Origin of the sequence: Photorhabdus antumapuensis, assembly GCF_020387775.1 — a bacterium.
GTDB classification, from domain to species: Bacteria; Pseudomonadota; Gammaproteobacteria; order Enterobacterales; family Enterobacteriaceae; genus Photorhabdus; species Photorhabdus antumapuensis.
Genome location: NZ_JAHZMK010000037.1, coordinates 1 through 22,328, shown reverse-complemented (window position 1 = coordinate 22,328; position 22,328 = coordinate 1). Strand labels below are relative to the sequence as shown.

Below are 22,328 nucleotides of genomic sequence, written 5' to 3'. Positions count from 1 at the left end.
CTGATTTACGGGGTGCGATGTCAAATATTGATGCCTCCCGCAATTTGGTGCTCCATCGTGCCCAAGTCACCGGCGGCTCAGAAGAAACCACCCAGGAAATCGTGAAGATTATGGGGCAGACGGGAATTGCGGCGTCTGCCGGAGTGGCCGGAGGGATCAGTAAGGCTGGAGCAAAAGGAGTCAAGGGAAGTGCTATACCAGTACCTAATCCAGTGACAGCGAATAATGGGTTAGTTTATAAATCAAATCCTAAACATACTCCTGGCGGTGATGGAAATCGCCGTAATGCGGGAATAGAACCAAAAGACTCATTGAAACTTTTTGAAAACTCAATTCCAAGTTCCAAGAATTATGGTAATAAAGAAGTTAGATTCGCTAAGGATGAAAAAGGTAATATTCATCGGTTCGAAGGGGCCAATGGGGAGTATCACTGGAATGGAAGTACTGGTGATGTAAAAAATCCATTGAATAAAAATGACGTTCCTAATGAAGTCAAAAAACAACTTGGTTTGTCCGGAAAATGGAGATAAAAATGATTTTTGGTGATCCATATCGTTTTGCAGTGTTAATACAACATCTTCCAGAATGGAGTGATGATACTTATAAAAATGGACTTTTCCATTTTTGTATTGATGGTTTCTTTTTCCCTGAAAAAATAAGGATATCTACCCTTTGGGTAGATATCTTTTCGTTGAAAGACAATACTAATGCTTTATTTTCTTTTCGGGAAAATAAAGCGTTGTTTGAAAAAGGAACTAAAGATGCTTTTAACTTTATGTTAGGAATGATTTCTCCTGAGTTGATAGGACAAGATGAGCCCGAAAATTTTGAGCAATCTTACCAATACCAAGCGTCAACAGAAAATATTAATGATGCTGGTTTTATTGTTTTTGCTGTTTCTCATGGTGATATGGTTAGGATACTTGGCGCTAAGTATAGTGAATTAAAACAAGATGAATATGGGAATGGTTTTTGGGAAACGATCACTAATCCTGATATTAGAGAGGCTATTCTTTATAAGAGTGAAGTTAATGAAATAATTTCAAAAACACTTGAATATTATTCGACGATTTAACGTGTTGCCTTTTAGCAGCATCAAAGCAAAGTGACTTACCGGACTAAAAAGTCGCGTCGGGGCATTGTGGGCCGGATGTCAAGCCGCACAGGGGAAAACGGGTTGTAACTAACTGAGTATACAGGAAAAATAGGTATTCGTCGGTCAACTTCGCAATGGAATGCGTTGTTGTGGAGAATAATGCGCTAGCTGTACCCATGCCACCGCCCCCGATAGCGGGTTCAAACACGGATGAAGCCGTGAACGAAGCCAATCAGACGATAGCCTCAGCTTTGGACAAAAAGCTAAAGGAGATAGGAGAAACGCTAGATAAAGCTACAGAGTGTTCATTTGGCCGGGTATGTTCTTCAGATTATGTGGATGGTGAAAATCAACCTAATATATCAAAGGATCTGACAGATTCAGAGAAAGCCGAACTTGGTGGTTCAGGAGCAGGAACTCCAGGAGGCTGGGAACCTGAAAATGAACAGAGGGCCAGAAATGAGGAATTGGTCAAGCATCAGCAACAGGATCGATTCAACGAGCTGACTAAAGTATACGATAAGCATCATCCATCACAAGATCTAGTCATTGATAGTCAGACGATCCGTCAAGGTGAAGGAGCTAGTCGATATGGCACAACAAAGATTTTCGAGAGCCAAAAGCTTACAGATAAACAAATTCATAACTATGCTCAACAATTAGCAGGAGATACTCCACTCAAGCAGGTTAGGTCTGGGATTTATACTGCGAAACTTGGTGATGGTACTACCGTTACTTTACGAAATGTATCAACGTCAGAAGCACAAACCGGAGCTAGATGGACAATAGATGTAAAAGATAATGGTCAGTTAGGTGATGTTGCTACTAAATACAAAACGGGTATCGAAATTAAATTTAGGTGATTTATGTTAAATGAAGAGGACTATTTGGACCTTTGTGAAGCTTTAGAAGGACGTAATCTACAAGCTTTATGGTGGTCAACAGAGGATTTTTCGAATGATTTTTCTTCTAGGCATCTCCTTTTTCTGAAACTGTTGAGGCGTCTTATGGAAGAAGGACGAATTAGATTAGCAAAACATGGTAAATTTCTTGAAAGTACTGTGGACGAACAGTTAGAACGTTTCCGTCAGGCATTTCCAAAAATGGAAACTGAGATGGAGGACGGTATTTGGTTTTTTGATGAAGCTTGCCCGGGAGGTGCTGTTTGGGTATTAGAAGACGGTTCCTTTGAATGGACTTGATGTTGAGAATAATGCCCTAGGTGCAGCAGCTGGTTCAGACCTTGGATTCTGGTTGGCTAAAACACCGGACTGCGACACGACCTGTAAGGCTAATATTGCTAAAGGTATAGCTGATGGCAATCTGATTGTCTCCGCAGGAGGAATCGCGTTAGCCGGTGGCGCCCAGATTGTGGCCGCTACGCCTGAAATCGCCGTGATGGCACGAGCAGCACTGGAAGGGTGTAAAACCGCACCGACAATTTGTCTGAATAATGCAGGTATTCAGGTCGCTGAAGCATTAACACCGGGCGGTGTAGGTGCTGCTGGTGTGATTGGTGTAGGAAAAACAGCGGTAGAAGCTGCAACTGCGAAGACCGTAGCAACTAGTACATTGAAAAATGTATCTACAAAAGAAACCATAACCCCAAAAGTTACCGCTAAATTAGAAATGAATGCGAAACAAGATACTAAAGGTTTGCCAATCCCTCAGGGGTTATCAAAAGAAATTAATCCAGGGCAACAAGGAAAACATATTACAGGACATAATAATTATATTCCTGGACGTTCTCCATTAGCGGAAGGTGTAGACCCTCAAAAATTACTTAATGGTGTTCACACAGGTGAATATCCCATCATACGGATGACTCCGCGTAATCAACCTATTGTCAATTTTGGTAAACCCATAGGGAAATATGAAGGGCAACCAACAAATTATGGCATTATTCATTATGGAAAAAACGGAGCGCACATTGTTCCTGCTAACCCTATTCAGCATTGAGGTTTTCTGATGACGTTAAGAACTATACCAGATGAGTTATTTATATGGGTGTCAAAAGCTCTTCTTGGAGAAATTTATTCGGCTATAAGAGCAATAGCTGTTGGATTCAACAATGAAGAAAGGATCTTAACATTAAGATACTATCTTGATCGTGCACCGACAGAGGAAGATTACGAAAGTTTGGATATAGTCATAACAAATATTTTAGCTCACACATCATCTAATGAAGATATTAGAAGTGTAAACGATGAAGCAGTTTTTTCTACAAAACCATTTAAAGATCTTGATAGCTTAAGTGGTTTTATATACGTAAGGAGAGAATATTAGAGGTTTATTATAAATCCAGAGGATATTCCTTTAATAATTTTCTCATTAGGAATAAATACCGCTTATTAATCAGTAGACCTCCAGAGAATTCACATAGCCGGACGTTTGGGTGGACAATAATCACTTAAGCGTTGAGCAGAATCATTCAAGGAGTGAGGAACTGGTCAACTGTCATGGTGATACCAGTTGCCGTTCTGCTGTCAGGGATAAATATCGGCAGGAATATGACAGGGTTCAGGAGCGGATAACAACGTGTTCAGGAGCTGACCAATGTGTCGCGGTTGCCAAAGAGCTGCGGGCATTACAGAGTGATTACAGTGCCCGGATGAGAGAAATTCAGGAAAAAGCCAGAATGCAGGGGCTGGATTCGTTCACACCAACAAGAAGTGCGGGAATGGGCAAACAACCGTATCAACCGAATCAGGGGGCTATAGGGAATATGAATGAATTTCTTACTCAACCCGGTTTTGGAGCTCAAATAAAAAATAGTACACAAAAAACCAGCCAAATATATCAGGGGCGGAGTGTTTACAAAACCAATAATAATATTGGAAAAGTGATTAACCATATCTTGATAGTCAACATAAAAACCATCTTGAGGTTTTTGATAACAAAGGGAAATTTAAGACCACCTTAAACTTAGATGGTACGGTGAACCAGACCAAAATTGATGCTGCTAAAGGAGGGAAATTATAAATGTCTATGCGTAGAATAGCGCTGAGCAATAAAAAACTGCGTGGTATACCACGTAGACTACGCTCATTGAAAATATGGTCTGAATCATATAGAACCTATTTTCCTGTTATTACTGAAAATGATTATTCTTACGGTTACTGGAATGTCAAAATCCCGGTGTATTCAGCATTGGTACAAGGAAAACAGACTAACAAAAATATTCAATCTATTTGTGCTCAAGATTTGATAGATGCAGCTTATAACATTTATAAGGTGAAGCCAGACAATGAAAATAATATAAGAATTACTTGCTCCATTGTATTGCCTGATATGTTTTCAAGTGAATTATGTATATTCACATCTAAGGAATATTTCAATAAACATACGTGTAATGGATATGGTCGGTTTGGTAAAATAACTTTATTAAGTGAGCGGAGTTTATGCAAAGAATGGAACTTACGATTACCTGATGGCTTTTCAGAGCTAGGTGTTCTTAGAATAAGTGAAGATGACGAGGGAAAGCCTTATTATTCTGAATGCTGGTATATTGGTGAAGTTAACTAAATATAAGAATTTGGTGGATTAGGATAATAAGTGCAATTCTTCATAAAGATAAATCATTTGACTCCCAATACATGACAATGGGAGTCAAATTAATAATCTTTCTAGTTCTTTATTTATATAAAAATACTATGATCTTAACGCTTGATTATTAAATGCCGGATTAGATTGAATATGGACTCTCTGTAAATGCCGTTCTGATTTGGAAGTAAATCCTTCACGTCCATGTAGCAGAGAGAAATTATCCACAATCACTAGATCGCCTTTTTTCCATGCATGAGCATATAAATGGCGTTTATCATATAGTATATTGATAAAATCTTGTTGAAATTCTGCTACTTGATCAGGGCTGATATTATGATATTCAATAGCATGTTTATTTAGGAATTTTTCGCCATCTATTGCCGGTTCGTTATATCTGATAACAAATCCGTTTCCGTCCGGGTGTTCTTCCAGTAGAGGAGAATAAACTTCTCCACCATAATGAGTGACTTTATTAATGCGATAAGTAATCGATATATTTTTCCACTGTTCTAATTGCTGTTGAGTAGCATTAGCAACAACACGACGAGTATTGACAAAGGTTGTCCTGCCCCCTTGGTCGCTTTCAGGTGCGTGGGCACAATGGAACATAATAAATTCGGGAATTGTCGGTTTATACATGCCATCCCAGTGCAATGGCATATAGCTGTTATCAAAAACGTGATCGGTAGCATCTTGGTGTTCACGAACGTCTAAAATAGCACCAAACGGCCACATCATTATTTCTCCCCAATTACGGGCATATTCTTCATATTTTTCGTGATCAGATAAATCAGATTTGAAACCACGTAATATAAGCAGATGGTGTTTTCTAGCCAGTTCTTTCAGTTGTTCCACTGATAATGTATTAATATGTTGATCGGAATATTGAGGCGTAATTTTTAAACCAAAAGGGGTTGTCTCTTCTGTCTGAAAGTTATTTAATTCTGTCATCGCTATTTTCCTTCAAATTACATAGTGACTGGGTTTTCCATGAACATTGACTAATTTTCCGCCCATCATCTGAACTTCTTTGTGTTTCATAAGTATAAATTGCCCATTTACATTGGCTGCGACACCATGCCAAGGGGTTAACCAATCATCCCGGGTTGGCATCATATGAATACCAAATTTAATACTGTCTGCTGGTTGAGGATGAATAGACAGACGTATGGCTTTTGGGAAATGAGTATCTAATAGACTTCCCCATGCCCAGCTTCGTTGAATAACACCGATAGCTCTTTGTTTGGCATCTTTCTGTAAGGCGTTGTTTGATCCGGTGTAACCGGGTAATAAGCTGTCTTCATATAAAAAGCGAGTGACTGCACGGTATAATTGTAATCCATTATTATTTTGCAACAGTTCGTCTTTGATAGATTCCTCTGATCGGGCGTAATGTTTTACTAACATCTGTCTCTGTAAATTAAAATCATCACTATGTTCGCAGAGTTCCTTATCGTCATTGAGGTTAAATGTACTTAAATTGATAGCACCCACTTCATGAAGTAATTGTTTAATATCTTCATGATATTGGCTGATAACTTCGTCACTGACATGAATGAGATCACCGAAAACATGCCCATCAGAGCAAATAATAATGCGAGCACCAGGAGGATAATAAAGCTGGATACGCTGGCAAAGAGAATTAAGAAAAATCAAAGATAAGCGTTCTGCCATATCAGGGGCAGTACCAAGTACTTTATTTCTGTTTGGTGACTTGGTTGGGAATGCCGGTAAAATGAATTCGATAGGCTTTTTATTCTTGATAAAGTGTTCAATTCTGGGTAATTGTACAGTTTTAATAATCTCTTCTTCTTGAGTCGAATTTTTCTCTGAATTAGTAAGATTCCTACGGTATTGCAACAATTCACATAGAATCTGTATAGAAGTATCATTAACGGAAACATTTTCGGAAGTGATATTATCAATGGTGGCACTTTGCATAATAACGATTTCTCATGCTTGTTGTAAAAGTATTTATTATTTAATTGATTTAAAATAAATAAATAGCGATTTAACTAACTGGTATAGACGAAGTGTAAGATAACGCAATTAAAAGATAATATAATATTTAAGAATATCTAATAATCTATTTCATAATAAGCAATATGTTTGAATATGATTTATATAATTAATCAATATATTTGATTGATTGTTACATTAAGTCAAAGTTTGACGGCGTTATTAAAACCTAAACCAACTGGTACGACCAATTTGGTTAAATACTAACTAAGGCTAAATGAGAGTCTGTGAAGTGGTATTGGTGTTGATTTTATGTTGGTTGCTCTCTCTGAAATTGATTTTGAATAAGATGGATAAGTCATCTATTTATATTCTTTAATATATTTCTTTTGGTTATATAATATTATTTTTTATAATAAAAATTATAATTATAGCGGAAGAGATATAATCCAGATAAAAGATAAGTTGCTGTATCAGATTGATAATATAGGCTGTTATTACGACTATAACCATATCTGGTTATTTTTTTCAAAAAATTGAGGTTGTTCTTAATTCAGTCAGGGTAACAATCCTTATTCCATATGGATATTACGATATAATTTTTATCTCAAGATAAATATTAATGAATAAGTTACAGCATAATCATTCAGTAGTGCAGATGAATATTCGTCTCAATTTTTACAGGGTTACGTCGAGGGAAAAGACAGATAGTTGTGCAGCATGAATTAAGTCGTATGACTTCCCCATAGACTGATAATTGATCATAGGGGAAGTAAAAGTGTCTTAAGAACAGAGTTGATGATGTTCAAAAGTATCAAGTAATTGCTGAATGAATTCCAGACGTGCCATTCTCTCGTTCAGATCAGAGATGAATTTCAGTTTAGCAGGGCCATCTAATCGGTAAATTTCAGGTTGTTTCTGTAACAGACCGATAAGATAAGTTGGATCAACTTTATTTTTCTCACTAAACTCGATGAACCCTCCTTTTTCATGGGCTTCTATTCGTTTAATACCTAATTTCTGAGCTAACAGGCGAATGGCTGCTGATTGTAATAAGTGGCGCCCCGGATCAGGTAATGTGCCGAACCGGTCTATCAATTCAACCTTCAATTCTGCTAATTCTGATGCGTCTTTGGCGCTGGCAATGCGTTTATAAAAAGACAAACGCATATTGACATCAGGAATATAATCATCAGGTAGCAAAATAGGCATCCGTAATTCAACGTCAGTTTGACTATTGGTCAAGTCTTCAAGTGAAGGTTTGCGGCCTGCTTTTAGTGCATCGACAGCGCTTTCTAACAGCTCCATGTAGAGAGTGAAGCCAATTGTTGTCATCTGACCACTTTGTTCTTCACCTAGGAGTTCGCCGGCCCCACGAATTTCAAGGTCGTGAGTTGCCAGTGCAAAACCCGCACCTAAATCTTCAAGGGAGGCGATAGCTTCCAGACGTTTGTGTGCATCGACTGTCATTGCTTTCGGATGTGGTGTCAGCAGGTAAGCATAAGCCTGATGGTGAGAACGTCCGACACGCCCCCGCAATTGATGCAATTGGGCCAGGCCAAAATGGTCAGCACGTTCAATAATGATGGTATTGGCGCTTGGAATATCGATGCCTGTCTCAATAATTGTGGTGCAAATCAGAACATTAAATCGTTGATGATGGAAATCGGTCATCACCCGTTCCAAATCCCGTTCACGCATTTGTCCATGACCAATGGCGATCCGTGCTTCTGGTACTAACTCTTCAAGACGCAGTTTCGCTTTCTCAATGTTTTCAACATCATTATAGAGGTAGTAGACTTGACCACCGCGCAAAACTTCACGCAGTATGGCTTCTCGCACCACCAAACTGTCATACTCGCGCACGAAGGTTTTGACTGCCAGACGGCGAGCAGGAGGGGTCGAAATAATTGAGAGATCCCGCATACTACTCATTGCCATATTGAGCGTTCGTGGAATTGGGGTTGCGGTGAGGGTCAGAATATCGACATCGGCACGCATGGCTTTGATCTGCTCTTTGTGGCGAACACCAAACCGGTGCTCTTCATCGACAATTAACAAACCAAGGTCTTTCCAGCGCAAGTCGCTTTGTAGCAGTTTATGCGTACCAATAATAATATCGACTTTACCTTCGGCTGCCATTTCAACGATTTGTTGCTGTTCCTTGGCGCTGCGGAAACGAGATATCATTTCAATACGTATAGGCCAATTAGCAAAACGGTCGCGGAAATTATCAAAATGTTGCTGAGCCAGCAGTGTTGTCGGAACCAAGATTGCCACTTGCTTGTCATTATGGACTGCCAGAAATGCGGAGCGCATTGCAACTTCGGTTTTGCCAAAGCCTACATCACCGCAAATTAAGCGATCCATAGCGACGGGCTGACACATATCATTCAGAACGGCGTTAATTGCCTGTTCCTGATCTGGAGTTGTTTCAAATGGAAAGCTTTGACAGAACAATTGGTATTGTTCCCAATCATGTTTAAACGCAAATCCTGGTTTTACGGCGCGGTGAGCATAAATGTCAAGCAACTCCGCAGCCACATCGCGTACTTTTTCGGCCGCTTTCTGGCGGGCTTTGTTCCATGCCTCTCCGCCCAATTTATGTAATGGGGCATTTTCATCAGCACCACCTGCGTAGCGGCTGATAAAATGCAGGGAAGAGACCGGAACATAAAGTTTGTCGTCGCCAGCATAACTCAGGATCAGATATTCAGCTTTGATACCACCTGCTTCCAGCGTAGTTAGCCCTTGGTAACGGCCAACGCCATGTTCCAAATGGACCACTGGTTGACTGGGGCGTAATTCTGCAAGGTTACGGATCAGGGTATCGGTATTAATTGTGCGGCGGGTGTCTTGACGGCGGCGAACAACACGTTCACCGAGCATATCGCTTTCACAGATCAGAGCCAGTTCATTCTTTGTATCGATAAAACCATGTTCAGCGGCACCAATCATCAAAAAGTGACCTGGTTGTTGTGATTGATGCAATTTGCTGATTTTAATGGGTTTAATCTTTATTCGTGACAATAATTCCTGTAACGTTTCTTTTCGTCCTTCGCTCTCAACAGAGAAAATAACGCGGCCGCTGAATTGTTCAAGGAAACGGCGAAGCTTATCCAGCGGGGCCTTGTTTTGCGCAACAACGGAGAGATCAGGCAGCAGTCGATAATCAAGATTTACGTGATTCGCTTTTTTGCTCAATTCTTCTGCTTTAAGTTGAATGCGGGGCCAGTTTTTTAGCGCTGAGAATAAATTATCAACCGGAAGCCAAAGCTCTTCTGGGGGTAAGAGAGGGCGCATTGGATCAACTTTACGGCTCTCAAAGCGTTGTTGGATGTCCTGCCAAAAACGTTCAGCGGAATTGTTTATTTCTTGGCTGATAAGTAGGGTGTTGTCGGGTAGATAATCAAATAATGAAGGCAAGGGTTGGCTGAAAAACAATGGTTGCCAGTATTCTATCCCGGCGGGTAGCGTACCTTTACTGACTTGCTGATAAATATGCTCACTGTCACGACGGACTTCAAAACGTTCCCTCCACTGGCTGCGAAACAGTTCAATCGTCTCTTTGTCTGTTGGGAATTCATGAGCAGGCAGTAGGTTGATTTGCTTAACCTCAGTCAGCGTGCGTTGGCTGTCAACATCGAAAATGCGTAAGCTATCGATTTCATCATCGAAAAAATCAATACGGTAGGGATGCTCACTTCCCATTGGAAAAAGATCAAGTAGTGCGCCACGAGTAGCAAATTCGCCGTGTTCAAGAACTTGTTCAACACTACGATAGCCAGCCTGTTCTAATTCAGTACGGAGTTTATTCCGTGAAAGCCTCTGATCTTTGTGCATAACTAGTGCATGCCCGTTAAGGTACTCATGAGGGCAAACCCGTTGCATTAAGGTATTTATCGGCAGGATTAAAACACCTTTGGTCATCGTCGGCAGACGGTAAAGTGTAGACAGACGGTTGGAAATGATTTCCTGATGAGGAGAAAAGCTGTCATACGGCAGTGTTTCCCAGTCGGAAAGGAGATCAACAGGGCAGTCGGTAAACTGATGGATTTCATCATGCAGACGTAAGGCGTTTTGCATATCTTTGGTTATCAGTACGACAGGGCCTTGGTGGCGTTCGACAATTTCAGCACACTCTACAGCGCAAGCGGCACCAGTCAGTTGGCCTAATTGACAGTTATCACCGCGACGTTCGGGAAGTTCATAACGATATTTTGAGGACATAAGCGTAAATGTGTTCTCTATGATTCAGTCCATTCCCAACAGGCTTTCGACACATAATGGTCTTCGAGTAAACACGCTGGCTGGTTGAGAGAAAATAAAAAAACCACAGAATCTGGATGTTGGTGGTTCCATAAAATATAACTACCCTTTATTATCCCCGAACACTTTGCTTTGGCAACAGGGGCGTAACAGATTTCATGTTTCAATCTGTCTCATTATTTATAGGTTTGCGGTATATGCGTGGTCGGGCGGCTGATAAATTTGGTCGGTTTGTTTCCTGGCTGTCAGCAATTGGCATTACTCTCGGTGTTGCTGCATTAATTACAGTATTGTCCGTGATGAATGGTTTTGAGCGTTCACTGGAAACCAGTATTCTTGGCTTTATGCCACAGGCGGTTGTGACGTCGGTAAACGACTCGCTAGACCCAAAAGCGCATCCTGCCAGTGAACTTGCGGATCTAAAGCAGGTTAACAGGATTACGCCATTGGTGACGGGTGATGTTGTATTGCAAAGCGCCCGGAATGTCGGTGTTGGTGTGATGTTGGGTATCACTTTTGATGAATATGAGCCGCTGACTGAATATTTAACCGGCGCTTATCGTCATCAACTTGCCCCCGGTAGCTACAATGCTATTTTGGGCGAAAGGCTGGCCGGGGAGCTTGGGGTAAAACGTGGTGATCGCATTCGCCTGATGGTACCTGGTGCAAGTCAGTTGACACCCATGGGGCGTATTCCTAGTCAGCGTCTATTTACTGTTATTGGCACTTTTGCGTCTAATAGCGAGGTCGATGGCACGCAGATTCTGGTTAATCAGCAAGATGCTGCCCGTCTGATGCGCTATCCGCTAGGTCACATTACTGGCTGGCGTCTCTATCTCTCAGAACCATTGGCTGTAGATAGTTTGAGCTTACAAACCATGCCTGAAGGGTTGTTGTGGAAGGATTGGCGCGAACGTAAAGGTGAGTTTTTCCAAGCGGTAAGGATGGAAAAAAATATGATGGGCTTATTGTTAAGCCTGATTATTGCTGTGGCTGCATTCAATATCATCACTTCGCTTGGTTTACTGGTAATGGAAAAACAGGGAGAAGTGGCGATTTTGCAGACACAGGGAGTGGTACGTCGTCAGGTTATGGCGATTTTTATGATCCAGGGGGCGGGAGCCGGGATCATCGGCACTTTACTGGGAACTGGGCTTGGTGTTCTGCTTTCCAGTCAGCTTAATAACTTAATGCCACTTATTGGCTTATTGACCTCAGGTGTTGAGCTGCCTGTTGCCATTGAGCCGTTACAGGTTGCTACAATCGCAATGTCAGCGATGGTGATTGCCCTATTGTCTACGTTATATCCTTCCTGGCGTGCTGCTGCCATCCAACCTGCTGAGGCTTTGCGTTATGAATAATCAACCACTACTGTTGTGTAATAATCTGTGTAAAAAATATCAGGAAGGGCAAGTACTGACCGAAGTGCTGAAAAATGTCACTTTTGCTATCAATCAGAGTGAAATGATGGCGATTGTGGGAAGTTCCGGCTCAGGTAAGAGTACGCTTCTGCATTTGCTTGGTGGGTTGGATACACCGACTTCTGGTGAAGTCCTTTTTAAAGGGCACTCTTTGAATACAATGTCCTCTGGAGCCAGAGCAGAATTGCGTAATCATGAATTGGGCTTTATTTATCAATTTCACCATCTGTTACCAGACTTTAATGCGGTAGAGAATGTCGCTATGCCACTGTTAATTGGTGGTAAAAATCGTAGTCAGGCACAGAAGAAAGCATTAGAAATGCTGGCTGCTGTTGGTCTGGAGAAGCGTGCTCATCACCGCCCATCAGAATTATCAGGAGGTGAACGCCAGCGTGTGGCAATTGCCAGAGCGTTGGTTAATGAGCCCGCTTTGGTTTTAGCGGATGAACCTACCGGTAACCTTGATTTACGTAATGCAGATAGCATCTTTGCATTACTGGGTGAGCTTAACCGGCAGCAAGGCACGGCATTTCTGGTTGTCACCCATGATTTGAATCTCGCCGGCAGATTAAATCGTCAGGTGGAGATGCGTGATGGTTATTTACAGGATGAATTGACCCTGGCGGGGGCGTTGTAATGGCGAATTTGCCTCTCTCTTTGGTCACTGCCTTGCGATTTAGTCGCGGGCGCCGCCGTGGCGGTATGGTATCTCTGATTTCAGTGATTTCAACCCTAGGGATTATGCTTGGTGTCGCTGTTCTCATTATTGGTTTGAGTGCCATGAATGGTTTTGAACGAGAATTGAGAAACCGCATCTTGTCTGTTGTTCCTCATGGTGAAATTTATACGGTTCATCAGCCTTTTGAACAGTGGCAGCCTGCATTGGAACGGGTAAAAAACACCACCGGTGTGGTTGCCGCTTCACCTTATATTACTTTCACTGGATTGATGGAAAAAGGTGCCAGCTTGCATGCTGTTCAGGTGAGAGGGGTTGATTTAACCACTGAGTCGCAAGTCAGCTCATTACCCCAGTTTGTGCAAGATAATGCCTGGCAAAATTTTCAGGCGGGTCATCAACAGGTCATTCTGGGACAGGGAGTTGCTAATGCTTTGAAAGTTAAGCAGGGTGATTGGTTGACTGTTATGATCCCGAACAATGATCCCGAAATGAAGCTGTTGCAACCAAAGCGGATTCGTTTACAGGTTAGCGGAATTTTTCGATTGAGCGGCTTGCTTGATCATAGTCTGGCTCTGGTCCCTTTGGCCGATGCTCAACAATATTTGGATTATGGGCAAGGGATCACTGGCATTGCGATCAAGGTTGATGATGTGTTTGCCGCTGATCAACGGGTAAGGTCTGCCGGGGAAGCATCACAGGAATATGTCTATATCAGTAGTTGGATAAGAAGCTATGGCTATATGTATCATGATATTCAGATGGTACGTAGCATTATGTATCTGGCGATGATTCTGGTGATTGGCGTGGCATGTTTTAATATCGTTTCTACCCTGATTATGGCGGTAAAAGATAAAAGCAGTGATATTGCTATCCTGCGAACTCTCGGCGCTAAAGATAGGCAAGTTAGAGCGGTTTTTCTCTGGTATGGGTTACTAACGGGGATGACGGGCAGTATTGCTGGTGCTATAGCTGGCGTGTTGGCATCACTGAATCTGACGGTGCTTATTCATGGGCTGGAAAAGCTGATCGGGCATCAATTTCTTTCCGGTGATGTTTACTTCATTGATTTCCTGCCATCTGAGTTGCATGGCATGGATGTTCTGTATGTTTTGGCGACGGCTTTGATTTTGAGTTTATTAGCAAGTTGGTATCCAGCAAGACGGGCAAGTAGACTTGATCCGGCACGAATTTTAAGTGGGAAATAATCAATCTATTATTGGCATGAGCTAACCAAAAGCGTTATGGTGTAAAAAACAGAAACCTAAGCAGTATTGAAGAAATCTTAAAGGAAATCAGTATGCGAGTTCGTCGTCGGCTTAGTCGGCTTCGTAAGGTTAAGCGTTTGAGGCATCAGAGGTTTCGTAGCCGGATTTTTTATAGGGATAATCGATTGGCGCTTAATATGAAAAAACCTTACATCGTGGTATTGACAGGTGCCGGCATTTCGGCTGAATCAGGTATTCGGACTTTCCGCTCCTCTGATGGGTTGTGGGAAGAACATCGGGTGGAAGATGTTGCTACACCTGAAGGTTTTCAGAAAGATCCAGAATTGGTGCAGGCATTTTATAATGCTCGGCGTCATCAGCTTCAGCAACCCGAAATAAAACCGAACGCAGCGCATTATGCTTTAGCCGCGCTGGAACATGAGCTTGGCGATCATTTTTTGTTGATTACCCAGAATATCGATAATCTTCATGAGCAAGCGGGCAGTTATCGCACTGTGCATATGCATGGTGAGTTGCTCAAAATTCGTTGTTGCCAATCTGGGCAAGTGTTTGAGTGGACAGACGACTTGGTGGCAGATGAACGTTGCCATTGTTGTCAGTTCCCTTCGCCATTGCGCCCACATGTCGTTTGGTTTGGTGAAATGCCTTTGGAGATGGAACAGATCTACTCTGCTCTGGCTCAGGCAGATATTTTTATCGCTATTGGTACCTCTGGTCATGTTTATCCTGCGGCTGGATTTGTACATGAAGCTAAACTGGCAGGGGCGCGCACGGTAGAGCTGAATCTAGAACCGAGTCAGGTAGAAAGTTTATTTGATGAAAAGCATTATGGACCAGCCAGTAAGATAGTAGATGAGTATGCTCGAAGGTTAATTGATAGTATTAAAGAATTTAAAGCTGATTTGACGCAATAATTATTGTGTTTCTCTTCCTCATAATGGGTAACAAAATCCCTGGGGGAAGAGAATAATGGACAGATTACTAGAACGTTTTTTTAAATACATATCTTTTGATACTCAGTCAAAGCCGTCAGCAAAGACGATTCCCAGTAGTCATGGGCAGCTCGAACTCGCCAAAGCGCTGAAACAGGAGTTGATCGAATTAGGTTTTTCTAATGTGGTACAGGATTCTCATGGCTGTGTTATGGCAACATTACCTGCTAATACATCTTGGCCTGTACCTGCTATCGGTTTTATTGCTCACCTTGATACTTCACCTGATTTCTCTGGAAAAAATGTAAGTCCACAAATGCTGGAAAATTATCGAGGTGGTGAAATTGCTTTGGGTGCGGGTAATGAAGTGTTATCGCCGGTTATGTTTCCTATCTTGCATAACATGTTGGGGAAAACACTGATTACCACCGATGGTAAAACGTTGCTTGGTGCTGATGATAAAGCGGGTATTGCAGAAATCATTACTGCAATGGTTCGTCTGAAAAATAGCAATATCTTACATGGTGATATTCGGATTGCGTTTACACCTGATGAGGAGATAGGTAAGGGAGCACGTTATTTTGATATTAATTCATTTGATGCTGAGTGGGCATACACCGTAGATGGTGGTGGTGTAGGTGAACTGGCATTTGAAAATTTCAATGCAGCGGTAGTAACCGTTAAGATTGTTGGCAATAATGTTCACTCTGGTAGTGCTAAAAATGTGATGATCAATGCCTTATCGCTGGCGATCCATATCCATCAGGCATTACCATCGGAAGAGACACCGGAACATACCGATGGATATGAAGGCTTCTATCATTTGCAACGTATTAAAGGCACGGTTGAATGCGCTGAAATGCACTATATCATTCGTGATTTTGATCGGAATAACTTCGAAGAACGTAAAAGGAAGATGATTAAAATTGCTAAAAAAGCCGGTGAAGGGTTGCATCCTGGTTGTTGTATCGAACTGACTATCGATGATAATTATTACAATATGTATGATGAAGTGATCAAATATCCGCATGTTATTGAGATTGCCAAACAGGCAATGCTGGATTGTAATATTGACCCCGTTATTAAACCTATTCGTGGTGGTACTAATGGGGCACAATTGTCATTTCGTGGTTTACCTTGCCCGAATATATTCATGGGGGGGTATAATTATCATGGTAAACATGAATTTGTTTCGTTGGAAGGAATGGAACAGGCTGTGAGTGTTGTCATGCGTATTGCTGAATTAACGGCACTGTTGTCTAAAAAAGTTGAGAAAACTACAAGAGCTTTACACTAATCCTGGCGCCACAAGTTTTTGCATTTACGTGGAAGTGACCTGGCTGATAAATATGCCAGTCACTTTTCCATGAGTTAAATGGTATTCAATCGAGTTTAACGATATTTAAAATTTTCTCAGGTGGGGATAACGATGATTAAAACAATGACTATTAAGACAACTTTCGATAACTGCCTCTTAATCGGAAGATCTGATTAAAAGGCAGTGAGGTAATAACCGGGTGAGAAGTGACACAGAATTATTTAAAGGGTCACTTTTTGTGATGATACATTAATCATTAAAGTACCAGTAGCCGCTGTTTACCAATGCAGTGAGCAGGCTGATAAAACGCACATCATCTATCGCTTCACCCAGCATTTCTGCATTAATCTCATAATAGTGGCAAAGAACATCAGCGGCTTTAATATGAGGTGTCTCTATTAATTCACCGTTAACAAAGCACTGATCACCAACCCTTATAACCCGTAATCCGTTAAGGCGGTGGAGATTTTCACCTTGTTTCATTAATTCATAAATTTCATCACTTTCATAGGGTGGCTCGGGTGGAGCAATATCAAGTTCATGCCGTGACTGAGAGATGAATTCACCAAACCATTGCTGGAAAGTGTCAGGCTGTGCCAATAACTCATTCATCATGGTGTGTAGCGCTGATAGTTCATGTGGCTGGACCAGCGCCGGATTTTCGCGGAAAGTCAGATTGGGATCGCTATAACGATAGCTGCCTAAATCATTAGCCAGCACATAATCGGCGAAGCTACTGAACAGTTCTCGGGAATTTGGGGCGCGGAAACCAACTGAATAATTTAGTGAATCTTCGATGGAATAACCTTCATGCGGAAATCCAGGTGGGATATAGAGAATATCGCCTGGTTCCATCTCTTCATCAATAATGGCATTAAAGGGATCGACCTGTAATAGATCGGGGTGAGGGCAGCGCTGTTCCATTGGTAGCTTTTCCCCAATGCGCCAGCGACGGCGGCCCATTCCTTGAATGATAAACACATCGTATTGGTCTAGATGTGGACCAACACTACCTCCGGGAACGGAGAAGGACACCATCAGATCGTCTATCCGCCAGTCAGATAATACGCGGAATGGTTGCATTAATGCGGCGGAAGGATGGTGCCAGTGATTAACCGCTTGTACCAGCAGTGACCACTCTTTTTCACCTAAATGATCGTAACTTTCGAATGGACCATGAGAGACATCCCAACGGCCATTTTTCTGGCTGACCAAGCGACAGTCAACTTCATTTTCCATAGCCAGACCCGCTAATTCATCGGGAGTAAGGGGATCAATGAATTGACGGAAGCCTTGTTTAATCAGTAAAGGCCGTTTTTGCCAATGATTATGCAAAAATGCCTGCCAGTCCAGATTCAACTGATAGTCCATAGTGACATCCTGAGTGTGAAGTGAATTTCAGGGTATTATAACGAATAGTTAGACTCAGTATCAGACTACACTGGCATATTTAACTAATCATCATCATTAATTTGCTGGCATCGGAATATAACGCAAATTCTGGCGCCACCAAGTGGACTGTCACTGATACTGATATCGCCTTTATATTGTTCGATAATTTCAGAAGCAATTGACAATCCAAGCCCTTGACCAGGCTTCAAAGTATCAACACGTTGACCTCGCTGGAAAATCATGTCCCATTTTTCAATTGGTACTCCTTGACCGTCGTCATCGACAATAATCATTACCGAATCGTGATCAATCGTCACAGAGATCTCAACAAATTTAAGGCAGTACTTACAGGCGTTGTCCAGCACATTACCCATGACTTCCATAAAGTCATTTTTCTCACCAAGCCAGGTGATCTCCGGTGAGACATCTAACGTGAGACTGACACCTTTACGCTGATAGACTTTTGTTAAAGCGCTGCACAGGCTATCTAGTAAAGCAGGAACAGAAGAGACTTTCCGCATAATGGTGCTGTGTTCACTGCGCATACTGGCACGATGCAGATAATAGCCTATTTGCTGAGAAATACGGCCAATTTGCTCAAGCATGATAGGTTCTGCCTGTTGAATAGTCATTTGTTTGCTGTCACGCAAAGAACGGAGAGTTGATTGTAAAACAGCCAGTGGCGTTTTCAAGCTGTGTGTCAGATCAGCCAGGGTTGTCCGGTATTTTGTATAGCGGTTGCGTTCATTATTGAGCAACACATTAAGGTTACGAACCAGCCCCCGCAGCTCTGTCGGTGGATTTTCATCCAGCTTTTCCCGTTCACCTTTTTCTAATGAACTGATCTGATGAATAAGCGATTTAATTGGCCGTAAACTCCAGTGTGCGGCCAGCCAGATTAATGGGATAACCAGAATAAGATTGGCAATTAATACATAACCGAACCATTCCCACACCAGAACCGTTTTTTGTAAATCCTGTGGAATGGTATCGATGACGACAATCGTTAACGCTGGCAAATGAGCTGTCGCACTATATCTGTTGACAGAAACGGAGTGGGTTAGCTCGTTATCTTCATTTTCGTCAAGTGCATTAAGTTTACCTAGTTGTCCTTGTGTGTTAGCCGAGTTTTTTAGCAAGTCCCGGCTGCTTTTTAGGTCAGTATCCAGTTCATATAAACCGTCTTCTTTTAACCATTCACTAGGAATAGAGTTTTCGACTTTTAGGATATGGCGTTGACGCCAGAGGATGGTGCCTTTGTTGTTATAAATCAGAACCAATGATGGGTTATTCAGTGTGAAATTAGGTGGTACTGAAATATCCAGCTTATTGTTATTCCACTGAGCAAGGCTGAAAAATAGATTACTCTGACTGCGTAGCAGTGTATAAGCGGTTTTATCAAAACTGACCAGATAACCGACAATGGCAACAATACCGTAAGACATGGTAAGAGCAAGAATAACCGCAGCAGTTGCCATTAAAAATCGGGTACGGAGTGAGAAAGGCTGTTTTTTGTGCTTAAGCACTTTTTTACCCATGAAAGTTTTAAACATCAAAGCGATAGCCTTGGCCCCGGACAGTAACGATAGCTTCATAAGGCCAAATATCTAATATTTTTTTTCTTAGCCGGCCGATTAAGACATCGATGGAGTGACCTTCGCGTAGTTCAGCATCGGGATATAATTGGCGCATTAATGACTCTTTAGTGACAACTTTGTCGCTATTACACATCAGTATTTCAATGATTCGGTATTCAAACGCTGTTAGTCTGACGCTCTCCCCGTAAACTGTTAACTCTTTGCGTGACAGATCGATTTTGAAAGGTGGGAATTCAATAATCTGAGAAGCCAGCCCATTATTACGGCGTAGGAGTGCCTGCATGCGGGCAATAATTTCCTCAAGATGAAAGGGCTTGGTAACATAATCATCTGCTCCTGCATCAAGAACCGTGACTTTTTCTTGCCAGCTTTCGCGGGCGGTCAAAACAAGAATGGGGAGTTTTTCATCTTTTTGGCGCCAGCGACGGATCAAACTCAAACCATCTTCTCCGGGCAAACCAAGATCAACAATGGCAATATCGGGTTCGCTCTCGACCAGATAGTAATCGGCTTCTTTGGCATTTGCCGCGGCATCAACTAGATGACCGGTGTCCCGAAGCTGTACAGTTAAATGGTGACGCAGTAACATGTTGTCTTCAACGATCAATATCCGCATGGAATAATCCTTCTCAACTCCAGCAGGCAGTTATTGTAATAATCAATTCATTCGGACTGTTATTATAGACAAAACTGCCGGTAAAAAATTCAATGCAATAGTTCTGGCTGAGTATGTTAGATACATGGATCTATAACAGCAAGACGTTAATTAGAAATAGAGAATATAACTTTAAAGTGTGTTTGGGATTGGTTTATATAAGGATAGTAGTAGAAAGATGTTTTATCCGCCTCAGGTTGTTGACTAATCCATTTAAAAATATTCCCAAATACATAAGTAGAATGCCCCACACCTGCTGGATTGGGGATGTAATACCATTAAAAAATTCAAAGAATTGCTATTGATGTAGAAAAATCATTTCCAGCCTTACCGCGATTTCACGACATTTCATATAACCGATTCCCCATTATTGGGATTAAAAAATCGAACGATGATCACATTTCACACTATCCATTCAGACGGTGAATTAATTACACATTAGAATGGTTCGATGATGTCACTATTAAATTATCAATATTCTCTGTGGGAAGGTGACCGTTCTATCACCCAAGCCTGATTGCGGATAACGAATTACTGATTAGTCAGCCTCACTGACTTTGTCACACTTAAATTAAGAAAAGGGACCGTACGATGGATAAACACCCCAACTCGGTGGCTGGGGCCACGAGTTATCTTTTAATTTACCTTACCGCCGTTTATCCTCTTCATCCGGCTATCGCCGCCGGCATCACGCCGGATAATAGCCAAACGCAGGTCCAAAATCAGGGCAATGTGCCGGTGGTGAATATTGCCACACCGAATGAGGCCGGGATATCCCACAACACCTATCAAGAGTTCAATGTCGCCACTCAGGGGACCGTACTCAATAACGCCACTCAGGTAGCGCAATCACAACTGGCCGGGCAACTTAGTGCCAACCCTAATCTGAAAGATAAAGCGGCGGCACTGATTATCAATGAAGTCACCGGCAACGGGCGCTCTGAGCTGCAAGGTCAGCTGGAAATTGTCGGCCATAAAGCCAACGTAATGATCGCCAACCCCAACGGCATGACCTGTGATGGCTGTGGCTTTATCAATACTCCGGCGGTCACGTTATCGACCGGTAAACCGGTGTTTGATCAAGACGGGGCGTTAGCGGCCCTGGAAGTGAAGAAAGGCATCATCACCCTGGGTGAAAAAGGGCTGGATGCGACGGCACAGGATACTGTCGATATCATCAGCCGGACCACTCAGCTCAACGGCAGACTACAGGCGAAAAACCTGACATTGACACAAGGCCCCAACCGGATTGATGTCAAACGCGGGACCCTTGTCCCCCTTGCCGGGGAAGGTTATACCCCCTGGGCAGCGATGGATACCGGGTCATTGGGGGGCCTGTCTGCCCATAACATCCGTCTGGTGAGTACCGAGCCGGGTAAGGCGGTCAATCTGACTCACCTGGCGGCAACGCCAGGCGATATCCGTTTGATCGCGGACGGCAATATTTCTCTGGTAAATACGTTAATTACCCGGGCGAAAAATATCTTTTTAGCCAGCAATGGGAAGATTGACGTTTTTCTCTCGCCTCTGCGCCCGTTCAACCAATGGGAAACGGATGAAAATATTGAAATCCATGCGGGCGCAGGGATAAATCTGGCGGGCATGGCCCTGACCGCCGGGAAAGATATTACTCTCACCAGTGGTGGCTCGCTTGATGTGGGTCACGTCACCGCCGGCAACAATTTAACCCTGATTGCCGGCGGCAATATGGCGGAGACCACCTTATCGGCAGCAGGGGCGGCGGCCGTCGCCAAAAATAGCCCTGCGTTGTACTCAGCCGACGGAAAATATACCCCGGTGACGGCGGCGTTGATTGACCTCGCATTAGGCAATGCTCCCCAACTGGACATCAATATCCCAGCAATAGCCGGTGGCATACCCGGGATTCAACTGGCGGATAAGCAAACGCGGATTGCCGTGAGAAATAACCTGCCTATTATCCATATTGCGGCCCCTAATTCCCGAGGTGTTTCACATAACCGTTATCAGGAGTTTAATGTTGGGGCTTCAGGGCTGGTGTTAAATAACGCTACCGATGCTGCCCAATCCGTACTGGCGGGACAAATTGGAGCAAACCCTCACTTCCACGGTCAATCGGCTGAGCTGATAATTAATGAAGTGGTGGGGACGGTTGCCTCAACTCTACAGGGTCTGCTGGAAGTGGCGGGGCAAAAAGCCGCGGTCTTTATCGCTAACCCGAACGGCATCACCTGTCATGGCTGTGGCTTTATCAATAC

Annotated in this window: 19 protein-coding genes and 1 pseudogene; 14 read left to right on the top strand and 6 right to left on the bottom strand. The window is 42.6% G+C overall.

All coding sequences use genetic code 11. The features are described 5' to 3' along the window. The 8 genes and pseudogenes from KZ793_RS15315 to KZ793_RS15280 all read left to right on the top strand — a co-directional run. A pseudogene (locus KZ793_RS15315) lies at positions 1–530 on the top strand (hemolysin/hemagglutinin-like protein HecA precursor); the annotation flags it as partial. A 2-nt stretch (positions 531–532) separates the two neighbouring features. After that, the gene (locus KZ793_RS15310; protein ID WP_225816133.1) at positions 533–1,075 is read left to right on the top strand and encodes an immunity 42 family protein; all 543 of its coding nucleotides are present in this window, start codon (positions 533–535) and stop codon (positions 1,073–1,075) included. Between the two features lie 155 nt (positions 1,076–1,230). Then, positions 1,231–1,959 carry a DUF769 domain-containing protein gene (locus tag KZ793_RS15305; RefSeq protein ID WP_225816132.1) on the top strand — a complete coding sequence of 243 codons (729 nt, stop codon included), beginning with the start codon at positions 1,231–1,233 and terminating at the stop codon, positions 1,957–1,959. A gap of 3 nt (positions 1,960–1,962) precedes the next feature. Then, on the top strand, positions 1,963–2,298 hold the full coding sequence (locus KZ793_RS15300; RefSeq protein WP_225816131.1) for a DUF596 domain-containing protein: 336 nt from the start codon (positions 1,963–1,965) through the stop codon (positions 2,296–2,298). Continuing rightward, positions 2,285–3,055 carry a polymorphic toxin type 50 domain-containing protein gene (locus tag KZ793_RS15295; RefSeq protein WP_225816130.1) on the top strand — a complete coding sequence of 257 codons (771 nt, stop codon included), beginning with the start codon at positions 2,285–2,287 and terminating at the stop codon, positions 3,053–3,055. The genes KZ793_RS15300 and KZ793_RS15295 overlap by 14 nt, the downstream gene beginning before the upstream one ends. 9 nt (positions 3,056–3,064) lie before the next feature. Next, entirely contained in the window at positions 3,065–3,382 is a 318-nt protein-coding gene (locus KZ793_RS15290; RefSeq protein ID WP_225816129.1) for a hypothetical protein, read from the top strand. A 109-nt stretch (positions 3,383–3,491) separates the two neighbouring features. Continuing rightward, positions 3,492–4,019 (top strand): hypothetical protein, encoded by a 528-nt coding sequence (locus KZ793_RS15285; protein ID WP_225816128.1) that lies wholly within the window; start codon positions 3,492–3,494, stop codon positions 4,017–4,019. Positions 4,020–4,078: 59 nt separating this feature from the next. Next, on the top strand, positions 4,079–4,621 hold the full coding sequence (locus KZ793_RS15280; RefSeq protein WP_225816127.1) for a DUF3916 domain-containing protein: 543 nt from the start codon (positions 4,079–4,081) through the stop codon (positions 4,619–4,621). A 126-nt stretch (positions 4,622–4,747) separates the two neighbouring features. On the opposite strand, the gene KZ793_RS15275 is transcribed toward KZ793_RS15280, so the two are convergent. The 3 genes from KZ793_RS15275 to mfd all read right to left on the bottom strand — a co-directional run bounded on the left by KZ793_RS15275 (position 4,748) and on the right by mfd (position 10,831). After that, entirely contained in the window at positions 4,748–5,593 is an 846-nt protein-coding gene (locus KZ793_RS15275; RefSeq protein ID WP_225816126.1) for a TauD/TfdA family dioxygenase, read from the bottom strand. Between the two features lie 12 nt (positions 5,594–5,605). After that, entirely contained in the window at positions 5,606–6,583 is a 978-nt protein-coding gene (gene pvcA, locus KZ793_RS15270; protein WP_225816125.1) for an L-tyrosine isonitrile synthase, read from the bottom strand. An 801-nt stretch (positions 6,584–7,384) separates the two neighbouring features. Further along, entirely contained in the window at positions 7,385–10,831 is a 3,447-nt protein-coding gene (mfd, locus tag KZ793_RS15265) for a transcription-repair coupling factor (protein ID WP_225816124.1), read from the bottom strand. Between the two features lie 197 nt (positions 10,832–11,028). Here mfd and lolC point away from each other — a divergent pair, with 197 nt between their 5' ends. The 5 genes from lolC (at position 11,029) to pepT (ending at position 16,425) form a co-directional block, all read left to right on the top strand. Continuing rightward, positions 11,029–12,231 carry a lipoprotein-releasing ABC transporter permease subunit LolC gene (lolC, locus tag KZ793_RS15260; RefSeq protein WP_225816123.1) on the top strand — a complete coding sequence of 401 codons (1,203 nt, stop codon included), beginning with the start codon at positions 11,029–11,031 and terminating at the stop codon, positions 12,229–12,231. Next, a complete protein-coding gene (gene lolD / locus KZ793_RS15255; protein WP_225816122.1) occupies positions 12,224–12,928 on the top strand; it encodes a lipoprotein-releasing ABC transporter ATP-binding protein LolD in 705 nt (234 codons plus the stop codon). Before lolC ends, lolD begins: the two co-directional genes overlap by 8 nt. Then, positions 12,928–14,175, top strand: coding sequence for a lipoprotein-releasing ABC transporter permease subunit LolE (lolE, locus tag KZ793_RS15250; RefSeq protein ID WP_225816121.1), 1,248 nt, complete (start codon positions 12,928–12,930; stop codon positions 14,173–14,175). The genes lolD and lolE overlap by 1 nt, the downstream gene beginning before the upstream one ends. A gap of 92 nt (positions 14,176–14,267) precedes the next feature. After that, the gene (cobB, locus tag KZ793_RS15245; RefSeq protein ID WP_225816120.1) at positions 14,268–15,110 is read left to right on the top strand and encodes a Sir2 family NAD+-dependent deacetylase; all 843 of its coding nucleotides are present in this window, start codon (positions 14,268–14,270) and stop codon (positions 15,108–15,110) included. A 55-nt stretch (positions 15,111–15,165) separates the two neighbouring features. Further along, positions 15,166–16,425 carry a peptidase T gene (gene pepT / locus KZ793_RS15240; RefSeq protein ID WP_225816119.1) on the top strand — a complete coding sequence of 420 codons (1,260 nt, stop codon included), beginning with the start codon at positions 15,166–15,168 and terminating at the stop codon, positions 16,423–16,425. A gap of 270 nt (positions 16,426–16,695) precedes the next feature. Here pepT and KZ793_RS15235 read toward each other — a convergent pair whose 3' ends face one another. The 3 genes from KZ793_RS15235 to phoP form a co-directional block, all read right to left on the bottom strand. Further along, positions 16,696–17,817 (bottom strand): ribosomal protein uL16 3-hydroxylase, encoded by a 1,122-nt coding sequence (locus KZ793_RS15235; protein ID WP_225816118.1) that lies wholly within the window; start codon positions 17,815–17,817, stop codon positions 16,696–16,698. 83 nt (positions 17,818–17,900) lie between these two features. Continuing rightward, positions 17,901–19,364 (bottom strand): two-component system sensor histidine kinase PhoQ, encoded by a 1,464-nt coding sequence (phoQ, locus tag KZ793_RS15230; RefSeq protein ID WP_225816134.1) that lies wholly within the window; start codon positions 19,362–19,364, stop codon positions 17,901–17,903. Positions 19,365–19,383: 19 nt separating this feature from the next. After that, complete coding sequence (gene phoP, locus KZ793_RS15225) at positions 19,384–20,052, bottom strand: two-component system response regulator PhoP (RefSeq protein ID WP_225816117.1); 669 nt, start codon at positions 20,050–20,052, stop codon at positions 19,384–19,386. 630 nt (positions 20,053–20,682) lie between these two features. On the opposite strand from phoP, the gene KZ793_RS15220 reads away from it, so the two are divergent. Beyond that, positions 20,683–22,328, top strand: a 1,646-nt coding sequence (locus KZ793_RS15220; protein WP_225816116.1) for a filamentous hemagglutinin N-terminal domain-containing protein, incomplete at its 3' end; no start/stop codon positions are given.